Origin of the sequence: Pedobacter sp. AK017 (genome assembly GCF_014200825.1) — a bacterium.
In the GTDB taxonomy this organism is placed as follows: domain Bacteria; phylum Bacteroidota; class Bacteroidia; order Sphingobacteriales; family Sphingobacteriaceae; genus Pedobacter; species Pedobacter heparinus.
In genome coordinates this window covers 262,485-278,518 of sequence record NZ_JACHCW010000004.1, presented here as the reverse complement: position 1 = coordinate 278,518, position 16,034 = coordinate 262,485, and the positions used below count along the sequence as shown (strand labels likewise).

Here is a 16,034-nt window from a genome sequence, read left to right as displayed (position 1 = left end):
TCTTTGTCTATATAATTTTTAATGATGAAGGTAGCCAACATACATAAAGACTGCTGTGCCACTGAGCAGCAGCACACAGCCAATACACAGCATGTACACAATGACGATGATGGCCATAACCATGGTGCAGAAGAGCCTTCCGGCTGGTTAAGCCATTGGCCACTGCTTACCGCACTGGCCGTTGTGGTGGTAATGATGGTGCTCGAATACGGGTTTAACATCACATTCAGCAATACTGTCCAACTTATTATTTTTATACCCGCTTACCTGCTTGCCGGTTACAATGTGCTGGAACTGGCCTTCAGAAAAGCCCTGAGGTTCGATTTCTTTAACGAATTTTTCCTGATGAGCGTAGCCACTATCGGCGCTTTTGCCATAGGTTCATATAGCGAAGGTGTTGCCGTAATGGTTTTCTATTCCATAGGCGAATGGTTTCAGGACACTGCTGTAAATAATGCAAAAAGAAGCATTAAAGCCCTACTCGACATCAGGCCTGATGCCGTTGATGTCATCAGGGATGGAAAAATACTAAGGCTGGCCCCTGCCGAAGTAGCCATCGATGAGGTGATCCAGATCAAGCCAGGTGAAAAAGTAGCCCTTGACGGGGAGTTGTTGTCCGATAAGGCTACCTTTAACACAGCAGCACTGACCGGCGAAAGCAAACCGGACAACAAGACAAAAGGAGAGCAGGTACTGGCAGGTATGATCAACCTCAGCCAGGTTTCAGAAGTTAAGGTCAAAGCAGCTTTTAAAGACAGTAAATTAAGTAAGATCCTGGAAATGGTACAGGATGCCACTGCCCGTAAATCGCAAACACAGCTGTTCATTTCACGTTTTGCAAAAATATATACCCCCATCGTATTTTTACTTGCTATACTGGTAGTGGCCCTGCCCTATTTTTTTGTAGCCGATTATGTTTTTAGAGATTGGCTATACCGCGGCCTTGTTTTCTTAGTCATCAGTTGTCCATGTGCATTAGTGGTATCTATCCCACTGGGCTATTTTGGAGGTATCGGTCTCGCTTCTAAAAATGGGATCCTGTTTAAGGGATCTAACTTTTTAGATGTGATGACCAGGGTAAATACCATTGTAATGGATAAAACAGGTACCCTTACCAAAGGGGTATTTGAAGTACAACAGGTAGTCAGCAATGATTTTGACGAAAAAGAGCTGATCTTAATGGCCGCAGCTATAGAGAGCAAATCTACCCACCCTATTGCCCTGGCCATCGTCAATTATGCTGGTGATATATTAAGGGATGTTAAGATAGAAAATGTTGAAGAAATATCCGGACATGGTCTTAAAGGCAGTGTCAATCATAAGGTGGTATTGGCAGGCAACACCAAACTGCTGCAGCAATTTGGTGTTGCGTACGATACCGCGATCGAACAGGAAGCAGATACCATAGTGGTAATGGCTATCGATGGCCGGTATGTCGGATACCTCACCATTGCAGATGAAATTAAAGCAGATGCAAAACAAGCTATTGCCGATATGCACCGTTTAAACATCCAGACCGTGATGCTGAGTGGCGATAAACAAACTGTGGTCAATAAAGTTGCCAAACTGCTGGGCATCGATAAGGCTTTTGGCAATCTCCTGCCCGAAGATAAAGTGGCAAAGGTAGAAGCCTTAAAAAAGGAAGGCAAACACCTGGCCTTTGTGGGTGATGGTGTAAATGATGCCCCTGTGGTTGCCCTGGCCGATGCAGGCATTGCCATGGGTGGACTGGGCAGTGATGCGACCATTGAAACGGCCGATATTGTTATCCAGAACGACCAGCCCTCAAAAATAGTAACCGCCATAAAGATCGGCAAACTGACCAGGAATATTGTCTGGCAAAACATAGCCCTGGCCATGGGCGTAAAGATCATTGTGCTCATTTTAGGTGCAGGTGGCGTCGCTACGCTATGGGAAGCTGTAATTGCCGATGTGGGCGTGGCCCTGCTGGCCATCTTAAATGCAGTCCGCATCCAGCAAATGAAGTTGTAAATACATTGCCAATTGAATTCATAAGTGTGCTAATAACGTTTATTAAAAAGCGGAATTTTATTACGCAATTGCATAAGCAATCATTTAAGCCCGTTAAAGCATATTCATCTCATGAAAATCAAATCAATCTTTGCACTGTCTATCCTCCTGATTTGTGGTCCAATGCTCTCTTTTGTAAAAGAAAAGGCCTGGTCTTCTAAATTTCTCCAGCTGAATAAAGATGCGAGCATCACCTATTTCCCTGACGAAAAAGGAAATACTATTCCTGATTTTAGCCTGGTAGGTTACCATCATGGCGAAAAAGATCTCCCCCGGGTTAAAATCGTAAAAACGGTTGAGCCGGTAAAAGGGGACGCAGGTACTGCAATCCAGTCTGCAATTAACGAGGTCTCAGCATTTCCCGTTGGAAAGGACGGCTTCAGGGGGGCCATATTGTTGAAAAAAGGGGATTACAGCATTGCCGGGACGGTCAATATTCATACAGACGGCATTGTGTTAATGGGCGAAGGCAACAACGCTCAGGGCACAAGGCTCATTGCAGCGGGCAAAGGTTCGCGCTCGCTCTTAAAAGTTAGCGGGAAAGGCAGGATCACAGAAAGCGGTAACAGGGTAAAAATTACCGATGCTTATGTACCGGCAGGTGCAAAATCATTCCAGGTCAGTTCTGCAAAAGAATTTAAGGCCGGCGACAGGATCATTGTATACAGACCGGGAACGGACAACTGGATCCATGACCTGAAAATGGATCAGATTGTTGAAAGAGATGGTACCAGACAGTGGAAAGCCAATGAATACAACCTGAGTTATGAACGGGAAATAACCGCCGTAAACGGAAATAAGATCTCTATCGATAATCCCATAGTAATGGCACTGGACCAGCAATATGGTGGCGGAGAAGTTTTTAAATACGATTACAATGGCCGGATAAAAGAAGTGGGTATAGAAAATATTTTGTTTGAATCTGAATATGCCGGCGATACGGATGAAGATCACGGCTGGGTTGCAGTCGATTTTGACCATATCGAAAATGGCTGGATAAGCAACGTCACTTCCCGCTTTTTTGGCTTTGGTTGTGTAAGTTTAAACAGCGGGGCAAAAAACATCACCGTAAAAAAATCCAGATGCTTTGATGCCAAATCCATCATCACGGGGAGCAGACGATATTCCTTTAACAACAACGGTCAGCAAAACCTGTTTATAGACCTGGAAACCACCGAGGGAAGGCACGATTATGTTACAGGAGCTAAAACCTGTGGGCCCAATGTTTTCTACCGTTCCAAATCCAGAAATACACATGCCGATATTGGTCCGCACCACCGCTGGTCGAGCGGCACCCTTTACGATAACATTGATACAGATGGAGAGATCAATGTACAGGACAGGGGCAACTGGGGCAGTGGCCATGGCTGGGCCGGCGTAACCCAGGTGATCTGGAACTGCAAGGTAAAAGCTGCAGCCATACAAAACCCATGGGTATCTGGTAAAAATTACGCCATAGGTGTGCAGGGACTGAAAGTAAAAGGACGTCTGGGGGATAAACCTGATGGAGAGTGGGAAGGTCAGTACAAAACAGACCTTCAGCCAGCATCATTATATGAAGCTCAGCTGAAGGCCAGAGGGGTTAAAGCGCCTATTTAGTCAGTGCTTTTCTTACCGCTGGTGCTACTTTGGCACCAAACAATTCAATAGACCTCATCATTTCCTGATGTGAGGGATCACCAACATCCATATGCCCGATAAATCTGGTAATCCCAAACATTTCATGCATATAAAGGATTTTATCAGTTACCGCTGCAGCTTCGCCGATAAATAGGGCGCCTTCCTTTGAACGTCCGCCATCATATTGCATTTTGGTATAAGGTGGCCAGCCCCTGCTTGCACCCACCCTGTCCATCTGTGCAGCATAGTTCTGGTAATAACCATCTGCATTCGCCTCATTATCTGCAACAAATGAATGCGAATGTATCCCAACCTGCATTTTATTGATATCATGCCCGTGTTTTACATACTGCTCTTTATAATATTCAATCAGGGGCTGAAACTGTTTGGGCATCCCCCCTATGATCGCAACGATCAGGGGCAGGCCCAATACCGCGGCGCGCAATACAGATTGTGGTGTCCCGCCAACAGCAATCCAGATAGGCAACTGTCCGTTATTGCTGGCCCTTGGCAATACCATCTGATTGATCAACGGGGCACGAAGCTCGCCTTTCCAGTTTACTACCTCATTGTTATTGATGTTGAGCAGCAAATCCAACTTCTCCTCAAACAGCTGGTCATAGTTTTTCAGGTCATAACCAAACAGCGGAAAAGATTCAATAAAGCTTCCCCTTCCTACACCAATTTCGGCACGTCCGTTCGAGATCAGGTCAATTGTTGAAAAGTCCTGATACACCTTTACAGGTTCAGCTGAGCTCAATACCGTAACTGTACTGGTCAGTTTTATGTTTTTGGTAATGCTTGCAGCCGCGGCCAGCACAATTTCGGGAGAAGAAACCGCATAATCGGGACGATGATGTTCGCCCAAACCAAAGACATCCAAACCTATATCATCCGCCAGTTTGATCTGCTCCAAAATTTCCTGCAGTTTTAGCTGAGCAGATCTGGGTTTCCCAGTTTGCGGATCAATTGACAAATCGCCAAACATACCTATACCTAGTTCCATAATTTCTTATTTTTAATACACAAAATTACCAAGCCTGGTAAATATAAGTATTGACATAGGATAAGTAATGTCAGGAAAATGGTTTATTTCGACAAGATCTCATCAACCATCCCGAACTCCTTTGCTTCTGCCGAGGTCATCCAGTAGTCCCGGCTCGCGGCTTCATTGATCCGCTCATAAGGCTGTCCGCTATGTTTGGCGATGATCTGATAAAGTTCTTTTTGCACCTGCAATACCTGCCTGACAGAGATGTCCATATCGATAGCTGTTCCCTGCGTACCACCAGAAGTCTGATGGATCATTACGCGGGCATGCTGCAGGGCCGAACGTTTTCCTGCTGCGCCTGCACATAGCAATACCGATCCCATAGAGAGCGCAATACCTGTACAAATGGTAGCTACATCAGGAGCAATAAACTGCATCGTATCGTAAATCCCCAGTCCGGCATAAACGGATCCGCCGGGAGAATTGACATAAAGCTGAATGTCTTTTTCCGCATCCGCCGATTGCAGAAAGAGCAGCTGTGCCTGGATGACATTGGCATTTCTTTCGTCAACTGCCTCACCAAGAAAAATGATGCGGTCCATCATTAAACGGGAGAATACATCCATCTGGGCAACGTTAAGTTGTCTTTCTTCGGTGATATAAGGTGTCATGGCCACAGGCCCGGCCATAGCCGAAGTCCTGCTGATGTATTTGTCTACATACAAGCTGTTGATGCGGTGGTGCTTTACCGCATAGTGGCGAAATTCGTTGGTGTTCATATTGATCTTAGATTAAATTGGACATAACCATGCCTCTGCCCTTTTAGGGGACATTAACAAATGATGCTATTAATATGGCTTATTTGCTGAAGAGGCGCAGGATTTTTTGCCGGAAAGAAAGGTGTTCTGCAGCTGTAAATAGCTTTTGGTGCACCTGCCTTATTTCGTTACGCAATTGTTCCCTGCCATAGGTTCTAACCAGGGTCAGCACCTGTTCATTCAAAGATGTCTTCATAGCGTATTGATTTTTCTTTTACCGTTTCCTTTACTTTTTCCAGGCATTTGAACTTCTGGGCGGTGGCAGACCTCGGCCCCGAAAAGCCAAACCTTCCCGCAAGCTGCTCCATACTGAGTTTCTCATAATAAAAAGCACTGAGCAGCTGCATACATTTCTCACCAGCTGTCTGCAGGAGCTTAAACAAACGGGAAGTAGATATTTCCCCTTCAACAGTATCGGTGAGACCAGCCTGTTCATCAAAATCTGCATTCAACTGATCTATAGACAATTGCCCCGAACTTTCTTTATACCGTTTGTTCCAAAGGTAACGGGCAATTCCAAAAAGATAGGCTTCATCGCTATGCTTCAATGTCAGTACTGAAGCCGTAGATTTTTCGTAATAGATGATCAGTGCATCCTGGAAAATGTCACGGGCTTCCTCCAGTGAACCGCCCATTTTGCTGATGTGACCTGCTACCAGCGGAAAGGCCTTTTTATACAATGCCGTCAGCCATGCTTCCCGGTCGTTGCCTGTAACATCTGTATTTGATTTCGCATCCATAATTACTATGTTTAATAGTATGTGTGCATTTTTAACCAAATATCACCAAAAAAAGGCAATTATTTTTGTGCAGCTTTTAAAATGAAGTCTACAATCGACGCAGCACCTGACAAAAATAGCCGGACAGTTATTTTGTCATTCTTAACCCAAGCTGCGCCTCAAACAGTGATTTCGGCAATACCTGCTCACCCTTCATCTCTACCAGCCCTGCATTTTCAAAAGTAACAGTTTTATCAGAACGGAAGCCGACAATTATAGGTGCAGCAATTGTATAATTTCTGCGCCTGCTCATGTCCCAGAAATTATAGTGCTGTTCCTTATCAGATTTATGGTAAAAGTTCCAAAGTACCAGCTCCCTGCCATGATGCGGGTGTCCGGGCTCCGGTCCTCCCAAATTATAAAAAACACCTCCATCAATATCATCATAAAGTGTGGCAAAAGGCTGACCTGAATGAATATCAAAATTCTGATCTGTACCCAATGAAGATTGGGTAATCACCGTACCTACAGCACTATATCCGGTTCCTGCACCGTGGTGTTGTGCCCCATTAAAACTACAGTGTTTCACCAGCACCCCATATCCCGTGCGTGCGTGTACAGAAGCATGGCCCTTTTTACCCCTGAAATGCGTATTCTCGATGGTAATCTGATATCCCGATCTGATAAAAACCCCTTCATTCCAGTCATGGAATTCACAATTTCTTACCCAGCTGTTTTTCAGGTATTCCATTCCGACAGCCTCATAGGCATAATCATGGATGGCATTCTTATGGTGGATGAATTCTTCAGGATAGTTTTTCCAGTTGCTCGTAAACAAGATGTCCTCTACCCCACATTGATCTATATGGTTATAAGATTCAATAGTCCAGCTGGCCGATTTAACCATCCTGATGTCGAGGTGTATGGGATTTTTAAAACTGACCTTATTGCCTGAAATGCCGGTTATCGTATGAATCTCATAAATCTGCATCCCGCCATTGTCACCAAATAACCTTGTCCATTGTGGCTTCAGTTCAAGTGGCGCAAAATAGAGCCTTGTAAACTCCTCACTTCTGTGACGGATCACTACATCCTGTCCCACTTTAAGCTTTGAGGCATCTTTTACTACAACAGCAAACGTTTCACGGCCGGCATCCTGAACTATAACAGCCAGCTTTTCAGTCCCCAAATCATCGGGTTTAAACAAAAACTGCCTGCCATTGATCCGCATATTGGCCTGATAGATCTCTGTACCCCCGGTCTTACTGCCACTCCCCTTTAACACAATACCACTTTTAGAGATCCGGATCTGCTTTTTGGCATCCTCATCCGGTGCAATCAGGTATTTACCTGGCGAAAAGAACACAACGCCAGCCCCTGGATTTGCTTCCGCAGCATCAATTGCTTTCTGTATGGCCATATCGTCAAACTGGTCATCATCAGGCTTAGCCCCATAATCATCAACCTTAAAAATTTTCTTTCCCTCAACCGAAGGAAGAGGGATCTCAGAAAATCCATACCCTGCATAAGAAAAATCAGGAAGCACTGGCGTACCCCCTGATTTTTTTGCCTTTACAAAATCTTCCCATAAAGGCGCTACCTTTTGTGCCTGCGCAGCTACCGAAAAAAACAAACAGCAGCCAAGAACCGGCCCAATCATACATCTCATTTCAATTCAATTAAATATCTATATATCATGTCCCATCCACCCCCTGCTAAAAGCAACTAACTTCCTTCAGTACGCTCACCTTAACCATCCTGCTAAAAGAAAATTTACCTTCTCAGAGAAGGCCTAGGAATAATTTGCGCTTCTTCAGCGCAACTTGTTCCAGCCTTCGAAGAGAATGGTCAATTTTCAATCTAAAGCCCCTGTCTTCATTTCCTTTTTGGGCTTTGTATCTGTCTGATGCGCTACAACACCTTCAAATTCAACTTTAATCACACTTGCAACCGCATCCGGTGCTTGTCCAGGTACTTTAATGATCAGCTCACCCGCTTTGTTATCTGTGTTCAATTTAACCTTGGTAGCCAGTAAAGTAGCCGATAGCACTTTATTCTTTACACCAGGAATAAGCAGCTGACCATCTGAAGGCCAGTTGAATACCGAGAAATAAAGGGTTGTACCTTTAGCCGTTTCCTTTCTGGTGCAACGGCCCCAGTCCAAGGCTGCAAGCGGGCTCGATTTAGTGCCATAAATAGACTCGCTGTTCACTTTCATCCATTTACCTATCGCTGCCAGGCGGTCAGTGCTTTCCTGCGGAAATGTTCCGTCCGGTTTAGGGCCAACATTCAGTAAATAGTTCCCTCCTTTTGAGGCAATATCACAAAGGTTGCGTATCAGCGTTTCTGTAGATTTCCATTTGTGGTCTGAAGTTCTGAAACCCCAGGTACCATTCATCGTCATGCAGGTTTCCCAGTCCATCCCATCCAGTTCTGCCTGGGTAGGTATTTTTTGTTCCGGAGTTTTGGTATCACCCGGAAAATTAGGGCGTTTTAAACGGTCATTGGTAATGATGTGTGGCTGGGTTTTTAAGGCAGCCTGCAGTTTCAGCGCTGCTTCATCGGTCATATTCGTTGGGGTATCCCACCAAAGCACAGCAATATCGCCATAATTGGTCATCAGCTCCTTCACCTGCGGTACAGACACCTCATCAATGTACTGGTCAAAAGTACGTGTCATTTGAGCCGGGTCCCAATGTCCTTTATTCGCAGCAGTATAGGCATCTATTTTAGCAGAATCCGGATTTAACCAGCCTTCCCTCATTTCCTTTCTTGCGGCCGATCCACCCGGATTGTTCCAGTCCTGTGCCTGCGAATAATAAAAACCCAGTTTAATGCCATACTTTTTACAGGCAGCTGCCAAAGGCTTCAGCAAATCTTTGCCATAAGCTGTAGCATCTGTAACGTCCCATTTGCTGGCCTTGGAATTAAATAAGGCAAAGCCATCATGGTGTTTGGCCGTAATGATCAGGTATTTCATTCCTGCATCTTTTGCCATCCTTACCCAGGCATCAGGATCGTATTTTACCGGATTAAAGCTTTTGGCCATTTCCTGATATTCGGCAACAGGGATCTTAGACCTGTTCATGATCCATTCTGCCCCACCCCGCAGCTGCTCGTGCCCTTTATACACGCCTGCAAACTGGGCATATATCCCCCAGTGGATAAACATCCCGAACTTGGCCTCACGCCACCAGGCCATCCGTTCATCCTTGGTTAATGTTTTCTGACTGTAAACAGACTGCCCCAATACTAAGATGGTCATTACTGCTAAAAGTACTTTTCGTTTATACATGATTCGGTTCTATAATTTGGTTTCTATTATCCTCTAAAATAGAGAATAACTACAGGCCAATATTCAGCACAATTGGCTCATCATTAAACAATAATAACTATCTTTTTATTGCTTTGTACCGCAACAAAGCTTCCAGGTAATAATAATCTGCATAAGAAAGCGGCACATTTACCTCGCTGTCAGATGGTTTGGATCCCGTACTTTGTACAAGGATAAAACCTTTGTTTTCGCCAGCAGGTGAAATATATTTTGTACTCAGGCTGTTCAGCATCTTATCCGCCTTTTGCAGGTAAAGATTTTTACGCGTACTGTAACCACTCAGTTCATATAAACCAGAAGCAATTACCGCTGCAGCAGAAGCGTCACGTGGCTCTTTAGGAATTTCAGGTGCATTAAAATCCCAGTAAGGCACCAGATCTGCAGGCATATTGGGGTGGTTAAGGATAAAAGCGGCAACACCCTCTGCCTGTTTCAGATGGGCAGGGTCTTTTGTATAACGATAGCACATGGTATAACCATATAAGGCCCATGCCTGGCCCCTGGCCCAGGCCGATTCATGGCTATAGCCCTGATGGGTATTCTTTTTCAGTACCGCACCTGTATTCGGATCATAATCGATTACATGATAAGAACTGTAGTCGGTACGAAAATGGTTCTTCATCGTTGTATTGGCATGGCTCACTGCAATTTTATAGAATGAAGAATCACCAGTCAGCCTCGTGGCTTCAAAAAGCAGTTCCAGGTTCATCATATTGTCAATGATCACCGGGTTTACCCATTTATCTGTACTGTGGTCCCATGAGCGGATCACGCCTGTTTTAGGGTTAAAACGGGTTGCAAGGGTTTTGGCCGACTGTATGATCACCGTTTTGTAGTGTTCATCTTTTGTTAAACGGTACCCCGTGCCTACACTGCAATATACCTTAAAGCCCATATCATGCGTTTTGCCATTAAACTGTTCCTGCTCTATAGCTGCCGTAAAAGCCCTGGCCTGGTCCTTCCAGGTTTGCTTACCTGTATATTCATACAAAAACCAAAGTTCACCCGGAAAAAAGCCACTGGTCCAGTCGCGCGAGGCTACCAGTTTTAAATTACCCTTCTCCAGGGTTCTCGGCGAAACCTGATCGTTTTTAGTTGTAGCTTTAGCCTTTTCAATTTCCTTCAGCATAAGCATCGTCTGTGCATCCGCCTGTTTAAATGCTTTTTTTACATCAACCTTTTGTGCAAAAGCCGGAACGGCAAAAAGCATTGTCGCAGCTATCGTCAAAGTGCATAATCTCTTCATATTCTCTATTTTTATTCGCATTCTATTTTATTGGTATCAGCTGGATCTCCAGCAATTTTATCAGTTCAGCACCCTTAATGGTTATAGGTTTTACAGTTAGCTCATGTGTACCCGGAGCAATGTCGGCAATGCCAATTTCCTGGGTCTGTACAGCTCCGTTCTTCGCAGCCATTACCGTTTGCTGCCTGCTGAAACTACCAATTTTAACCTCATAAGAGGAATCTCCTTCTTCAGCAATATATTTAACCACCACCTTATATTTTGCAGGTTTTAACGCCCTTAAGTCCCATGACAGGTAATCGGCTTTATTTTTCCAGCCGGTTACATAATATTTATCGGTTTTACCGTCACCAAAACCCATCTTCCCATGTATCTTTGCATCAAATGCCAGCAACCTGTTTAACTTAACATTGGCTGCAATTAACCTGGCCGGATCCGTTTCAATTTTACCTTTTGTTTCCAGTACAATAACCACATCCGGACTGCCCGGAGATTTTTCGGGTACGCCAATGTTCAGGGTCAAAGCATCCAGCCGTTTCACCGGCAATTTCTTTTTTGTCTTATCGCTTAGCAGATATGCAGCTGTAACCTCAGTTTTTAAACCACCAAGCTCTAAATTACCATCTCCGGGCCAGTTAAATACATGCAAAAAAATCTGCGTTCCTTTTTGCGTAGTTACCCCCCAGGCCGGGATAGGCAGCTGTCCGCGCTGGCTGCCATAAATGGATGCTCCGTTCTGGTCCAGCCAGCCACCTATGCTGTCCAGTATCCTGGTATCCCTGGTATCGAAACTACCATCACCTTTTGGCCCTATGTTCATCAGTAAATTAGCCCCCCTTGAAGCAGAATTGGCCAAAAGCTGTATAAAAAAGCTGGCCGGTTTATGACTGTTGTCGTGTTTTGAATAACCATAAGATTCATTGGTAGTAGGAATGGCTTCTGCATCACCTTCAACGGTTATCAGTTCGGCCGGCCGGTCACCCGTATTCACATAATCGCCAAAGTTCCCGGTAGCACTCCTTACCAAACGGCCGTTCACTACAATATCCGGATCGGTTTCCCTGATGGCTTTCAGTATCCTGATGTTTTCCGAAAGCGGAAGTTTATGCGGGGTATCAAACCATAAAATATCAGGATGATATTTATGGATCAGTTCTTTGATCTGTGGTATCGCTTTTTCATCGACATACTTTTGGGCTTTGGGCAACCATTCAGGGTGACTGTCAAACCAGTTGGCACCACCTAACAATTTATCCCCACCCGGATTGTTATACTCCCAGTCGTTCCCCGGCGCATCAGGATGCTCCCAGTCGAACGCATGTGAATAGTAAAACCCAAACTTCATCCCCTGCTTTTTTGCCGCAGCAGCCAGCTCAGCCATCGGGTCGCGCTTAAATGGAGTTTGTTTAACTACATTAAAATCAGACACCTTTGAATCATACATGGCAAAACCATCATGGTGCTTGGCCGTGATGATAAAATAACGCATCCCTGCTTTTTTCGCATTCGAGATCCATTCATCCGCATTAAACTTTTCAGGATTGAATACATGGGCAAGATCTAAATAATCTGCCCTTGTGATCTTTTCTTTGCGCATTAAATGTTCAGAATACCCCTTTACGATCTTTCCTTTCCATTCTCCAGCAGGCACTGAATAAATTCCCCAGTGTATAAACATCCCAAACCTGGCCTCACGCCACCATTGTATGCGCTCATCATGGGTTTGCATAAAGGCTTTCCACCAGCCCTTTCTGGCCTCATCTATGGCTTTCTGGTCGCGCTGCTGCGCACGGTTAAACATCTCTTTGTCTTCATCACCGGCAACCTGGCCAAATGCTGTCATACCTGTCATCAGCAAGGCCCAAAATAAAACTGCCGGTTTATCATAACTGTTACGGAACATCATCTCTTTTCAATATAATTTTAAATTTAATCCAGCCAGATCAATGGGTTCCTCACCGGCAAATTCCTGATCACTTCTTCTACTTTTGGATCGTGGTCCAGTTTCTTCCAGGTATTTAGCCAATTTGCTCTTTGGTAAGCATTTGCCCCAAATACCAGGAAAGGCTGTGCCACTGGCCAGTTTTCCCAATACATCACATCAGGCTTTAAAGGCCATTTGCTTTTATCGGCTACAAATGGGTACAGGTAATCAATGCCTTTATCTATTGATTTTCCATCCTTAGTTTTGTAGGTCCAGAGGTTATCCGCTTTAACAGATAAGATCTGGCAAAGGGTAGTCATCGCATCCAGGTTAAAAATCGAATAACCATATGGTTTTGTACGGCCCAGTTCTCTCGGAAAACTGCCATCTGCTGCCATCTGGTTAGGCAGCAAAACGTTTTTATACCGGTCCCGGCAAAAGTCCATCAGCTTCGTATCCTGGCAAAGCTTAGCAAATGAAGCCACCTGCATGGTAAAACAGGTACCATGATTGTTTGTTGCATTCATTTCATCTTTGCCATACTGATGCGTCATCAGCCATTCCAGGTAGGCTGCAAACCATTTTCTCGTTCCGGCCAGTACACCCGCATCCAGCACCTTTTCCATCACAATGGCACCCTGGGCCACTTCCATCAGCTGAATTGTATCTATAATACCTATACCCCTACCGGTAAACCGGCCTTTGATGGCCTGGGCAAACAACAGGTTGGGGTTCATCTTTGTTGCTTCATTGATAAACCAGGCCTGCAAATGCCGCATGGCCTGCTTCGCATACTTTTCTTCACCGGTCAGCTTATAAGCGGAAGCCAAAGCCCCGATGATCTTGCTGAAACGGATCATCGCCAGGCGGTGGGCAACAAAATTCTGCGGATTGGTCATGCCATCCTTCTGGATATAAGGGCCGTCCGGATTTTGTGGATCCGGCCACCAGTAATCTCCTTCCGAATAAAAATCATGCTTTCCACCGGCACTCCGGGACGAGCTTTCTGCAGTTACTGTTACAGGCTCCTGCTTCATTGCCCATGCGGCATTTTTCAGGATCAGTGCTTTTAAAGTCCTGCCCACTTCTTTATCTGCCACAAGCGAAACGTCTGGCCCAGCCTTTACAGCAGCACATGATGGTTGCCCAATCATGCCCGCTACTGTAAACATTATTAAAAGAAATCCTTTCATGGCTTTATTTATTTGGTCATGGCCCTGAAGGTCACTTTGTTCAGGGTATTAGGCTTACCTTTTTCGGCAGCAGATATACTTGCCTTCAGTTTGCCGTTTGCTGCTTTAACTACGTTGATCGTCCTGAAGCTATAGGCCCCTTTTTCATAATCAAAGGTCTCCCCATCGTCATCATACAACATGTATTTGCCCGGTTTGCTGCCATAATACCTGATCTCCAGGTCCAGCTTGTCCGAAGGTTTAGGTGCATGCATCAATGCCGGCCCCATAGGGATAATTCCACCGTCCTTTACATAAACAGGAATTTTGTCAAGCCCCGGTGTCACCGTAATCACTTCCCCGTCGCCTGCATATTCCCCGGTGTAAAAATCAAACCATTTACCTTTGGGCAGGATCACCGTACGGGTAGCCTTTCCGGTAAACATAGGGGCTACCAGTAAGTATTCGCCCGCCATATACTGGTCTTTCACTTCCTTACTTACTGCTTCAGCATAAGGATTTTCTTCCAGGTTGGTGGTCTTCATTTCTTTTTTAACTTCTGTCTGGAAACCTTCTTCCAGGTTCATGGCCCTGAAAGGCGGGGTGCCCTCAAAATGATATTTGGCAAACTCACTGTACCAGTAAGGCATCATCTGCATGCGCAGCAGGGCAATGTCTTTTACCTGCTTTTCAACGTTGGGGTACGACCATGGTTTGGTGCCTGTGCTCCAGGCATTGATCATGGCCATAGGCGAAAAGACGACAGATTGCATCCTGCGCAGCCATTCCTCTTCTGATTTGGAGGCACGGGCCTCCGGGGTCCACAACACTCCGGCAAAGCCACTGTTGATCAATGCGGTAATAAAGTCCTCATGGTTATAATAGTCGTTATAGATCACGTAAGGCAATGCAGCACCACCACCATTAGATGCCCGCACCAACCCATAGGTACGCTGGTTACGCGCATGGTACAGGTCTGCACTGTATTTCTGGATCAGCAAACCATAAGTCTGACGCATCTGCTCCGCACTATGTCCTGAAGGGAATAAAGTTACATCAGGCCATAAATAATGGTCATAACCGTCTACCTCATCAAATTTATAGCCACTTACACCAATGTCGACCTGGCTCTTTTTCAGCTGGCCAAAAAGAATGTCCCGGGCCTGTGGCATGGTCAGGTCAGGAACAGCACCCAGCCAAACGGTATGATCTCCGGTAAATGGCTTAATGCTGTTGTAAATAGAGGCCTGCGGCGAAACGTAAGGGTTTGTCCACAGGTTTACCCTGATCCCTTTGTTCAGCAGGCTGTTTACAAATTTGGCCGGTTCCGGGTAACGGCCCTTGTCCCATTCAAAAGTACAGGGATAAGCCTTGCTCTGCCAACCTGGTTCCAGGCCAATAAAGTCCAGGGGGAAACCTTTGTCCTCAAATGCCTTCACTTCAGCTTCCACATCAGCAGCAGTATATAAGGTTTTCACACGCTGTGTAAAACCCAGGCCCCAGCGTGGTGGCAATACGCCCCCACCGTTTAACAGGTTGTACCGGCGTACCGCATCAAGTGGTTTGGGGCCTGCAAATACATAAAACTCTACCCCTTCGGCCGGTACAAGTACTTCCACGCCATCAGAATAAGGGCGCGAGGACCAGCTTTTATCCGTATTGCGGTCTTTGGCCTCGGGTACATTTTTTCCGTCACGCTTTACGGCCGATCCTGCATAAATATTTAAATAGCGGGCCGAATTGATGAACACCCCATAACCGTTTGACGATACATAAAAAGGGGTCGGTGCATGGGTACGGCCATTGTCCTTACCCCCGTAATGGTCTACATGCAACTGCAGGATCTTGCCACGCTGGTGTACCGTCTGAAAATTAAGGCCAAAGCCATACAGCTGTTCCTTTTTGTCTAAAGGAAACCTCAAATAGGTTTTTCCATCCGTCAATTTAGCCACAATCTCATCTTTTGACAAAGGAAATTCAGCATCCCCCGCAGCTTTAAGTCCTTCAACAGCAGGTTTTGCCCCGGCTGCAACCAGCAGGTTATAACTTTCAGGCTTGCCAACGCTGCCCTTCCAAACACCAGGTGCAACCAGTTCCCATTTAATCTCCTGGGCCGAAAGGCGCGTGCAAAACAGCAAAAGGGTCAGACAGGCAATACATTTTAAAATTCTGTTCATAG

At 45.4% G+C, this 16,034-nt stretch carries 12 protein-coding genes; 2 read left to right on the top strand and 10 right to left on the bottom strand.

Annotated features, from left to right (window positions below; all coding sequences use genetic code 11):
• Positions 1-21: 21 nt before the first annotated feature.
• Positions 22-1,992: a heavy metal translocating P-type ATPase gene (locus tag HDC92_RS07675; RefSeq protein WP_183873512.1), complete on the top strand. Its 1,971-nt coding sequence runs from the start codon at positions 22-24 to the stop codon at positions 1,990-1,992.
• 111 nt (positions 1,993-2,103) lie between these two features.
• Positions 2,104-3,630: a hypothetical protein gene (locus tag HDC92_RS07670; RefSeq protein WP_183873510.1), complete on the top strand. Its 1,527-nt coding sequence runs from the start codon at positions 2,104-2,106 to the stop codon at positions 3,628-3,630.
• Here the strand turns inward: HDC92_RS07670 and HDC92_RS07665 are convergent.
• The 10 genes from HDC92_RS07665 to HDC92_RS07620 form a co-directional block, all read right to left on the bottom strand.
• Positions 3,623-4,657, bottom strand: coding sequence for an Atu2307/SP_0267 family LLM class monooxygenase (locus HDC92_RS07665; protein ID WP_183873508.1), 1,035 nt, complete (start codon positions 4,655-4,657; stop codon positions 3,623-3,625). The genes HDC92_RS07670 and HDC92_RS07665 overlap by 8 nt on opposite strands.
• An 83-nt stretch (positions 4,658-4,740) precedes the next feature.
• Entirely contained in the window at positions 4,741-5,421 is a 681-nt protein-coding gene (locus HDC92_RS07660) for an ATP-dependent Clp protease proteolytic subunit (protein WP_255484480.1), read from the bottom strand.
• A gap of 79 nt (positions 5,422-5,500) precedes the next feature.
• A complete protein-coding gene (locus HDC92_RS07655; protein WP_183873506.1) occupies positions 5,501-5,656 on the bottom strand; it encodes a hypothetical protein in 156 nt (51 codons plus the stop codon).
• On the bottom strand, positions 5,637-6,200 hold the full coding sequence (locus HDC92_RS07650) for an RNA polymerase sigma factor (protein WP_183873504.1): 564 nt from the start codon (positions 6,198-6,200) through the stop codon (positions 5,637-5,639). The genes HDC92_RS07655 and HDC92_RS07650 overlap by 20 nt, the downstream gene beginning before the upstream one ends.
• 127 nt (positions 6,201-6,327) lie before the next feature.
• Positions 6,328-7,848 carry a DUF4955 domain-containing protein gene (locus tag HDC92_RS07645; protein WP_255484479.1) on the bottom strand — a complete coding sequence of 507 codons (1,521 nt, stop codon included), beginning with the start codon at positions 7,846-7,848 and terminating at the stop codon, positions 6,328-6,330.
• A gap of 186 nt (positions 7,849-8,034) precedes the next feature.
• Entirely contained in the window at positions 8,035-9,474 is a 1,440-nt protein-coding gene (locus HDC92_RS07640; RefSeq protein WP_183873502.1) for an alpha-L-fucosidase, read from the bottom strand.
• Between the two features lie 97 nt (positions 9,475-9,571).
• Entirely contained in the window at positions 9,572-10,723 is a 1,152-nt protein-coding gene (locus HDC92_RS07635; RefSeq protein WP_183873651.1) for a glycoside hydrolase family 88 protein, read from the bottom strand.
• 58 nt (positions 10,724-10,781) lie between these two features.
• Positions 10,782-12,665, bottom strand: a complete 1,884-nt coding sequence (locus HDC92_RS07630; protein ID WP_183873500.1) for an alpha-L-fucosidase — start codon at positions 12,663-12,665, stop codon at positions 10,782-10,784.
• A gap of 23 nt (positions 12,666-12,688) precedes the next feature.
• Positions 12,689-13,876: an alginate lyase family protein gene (locus tag HDC92_RS07625; RefSeq protein ID WP_183873499.1), complete on the bottom strand. Its 1,188-nt coding sequence runs from the start codon at positions 13,874-13,876 to the stop codon at positions 12,689-12,691.
• Positions 13,877-13,884: 8 nt separating this feature from the next.
• Positions 13,885-16,032, bottom strand: coding sequence for a TIM-barrel domain-containing protein (locus HDC92_RS07620; protein ID WP_183873497.1), 2,148 nt, complete (start codon positions 16,030-16,032; stop codon positions 13,885-13,887).
• Between the last annotated feature and the right edge of the window lie 2 nt (positions 16,033-16,034).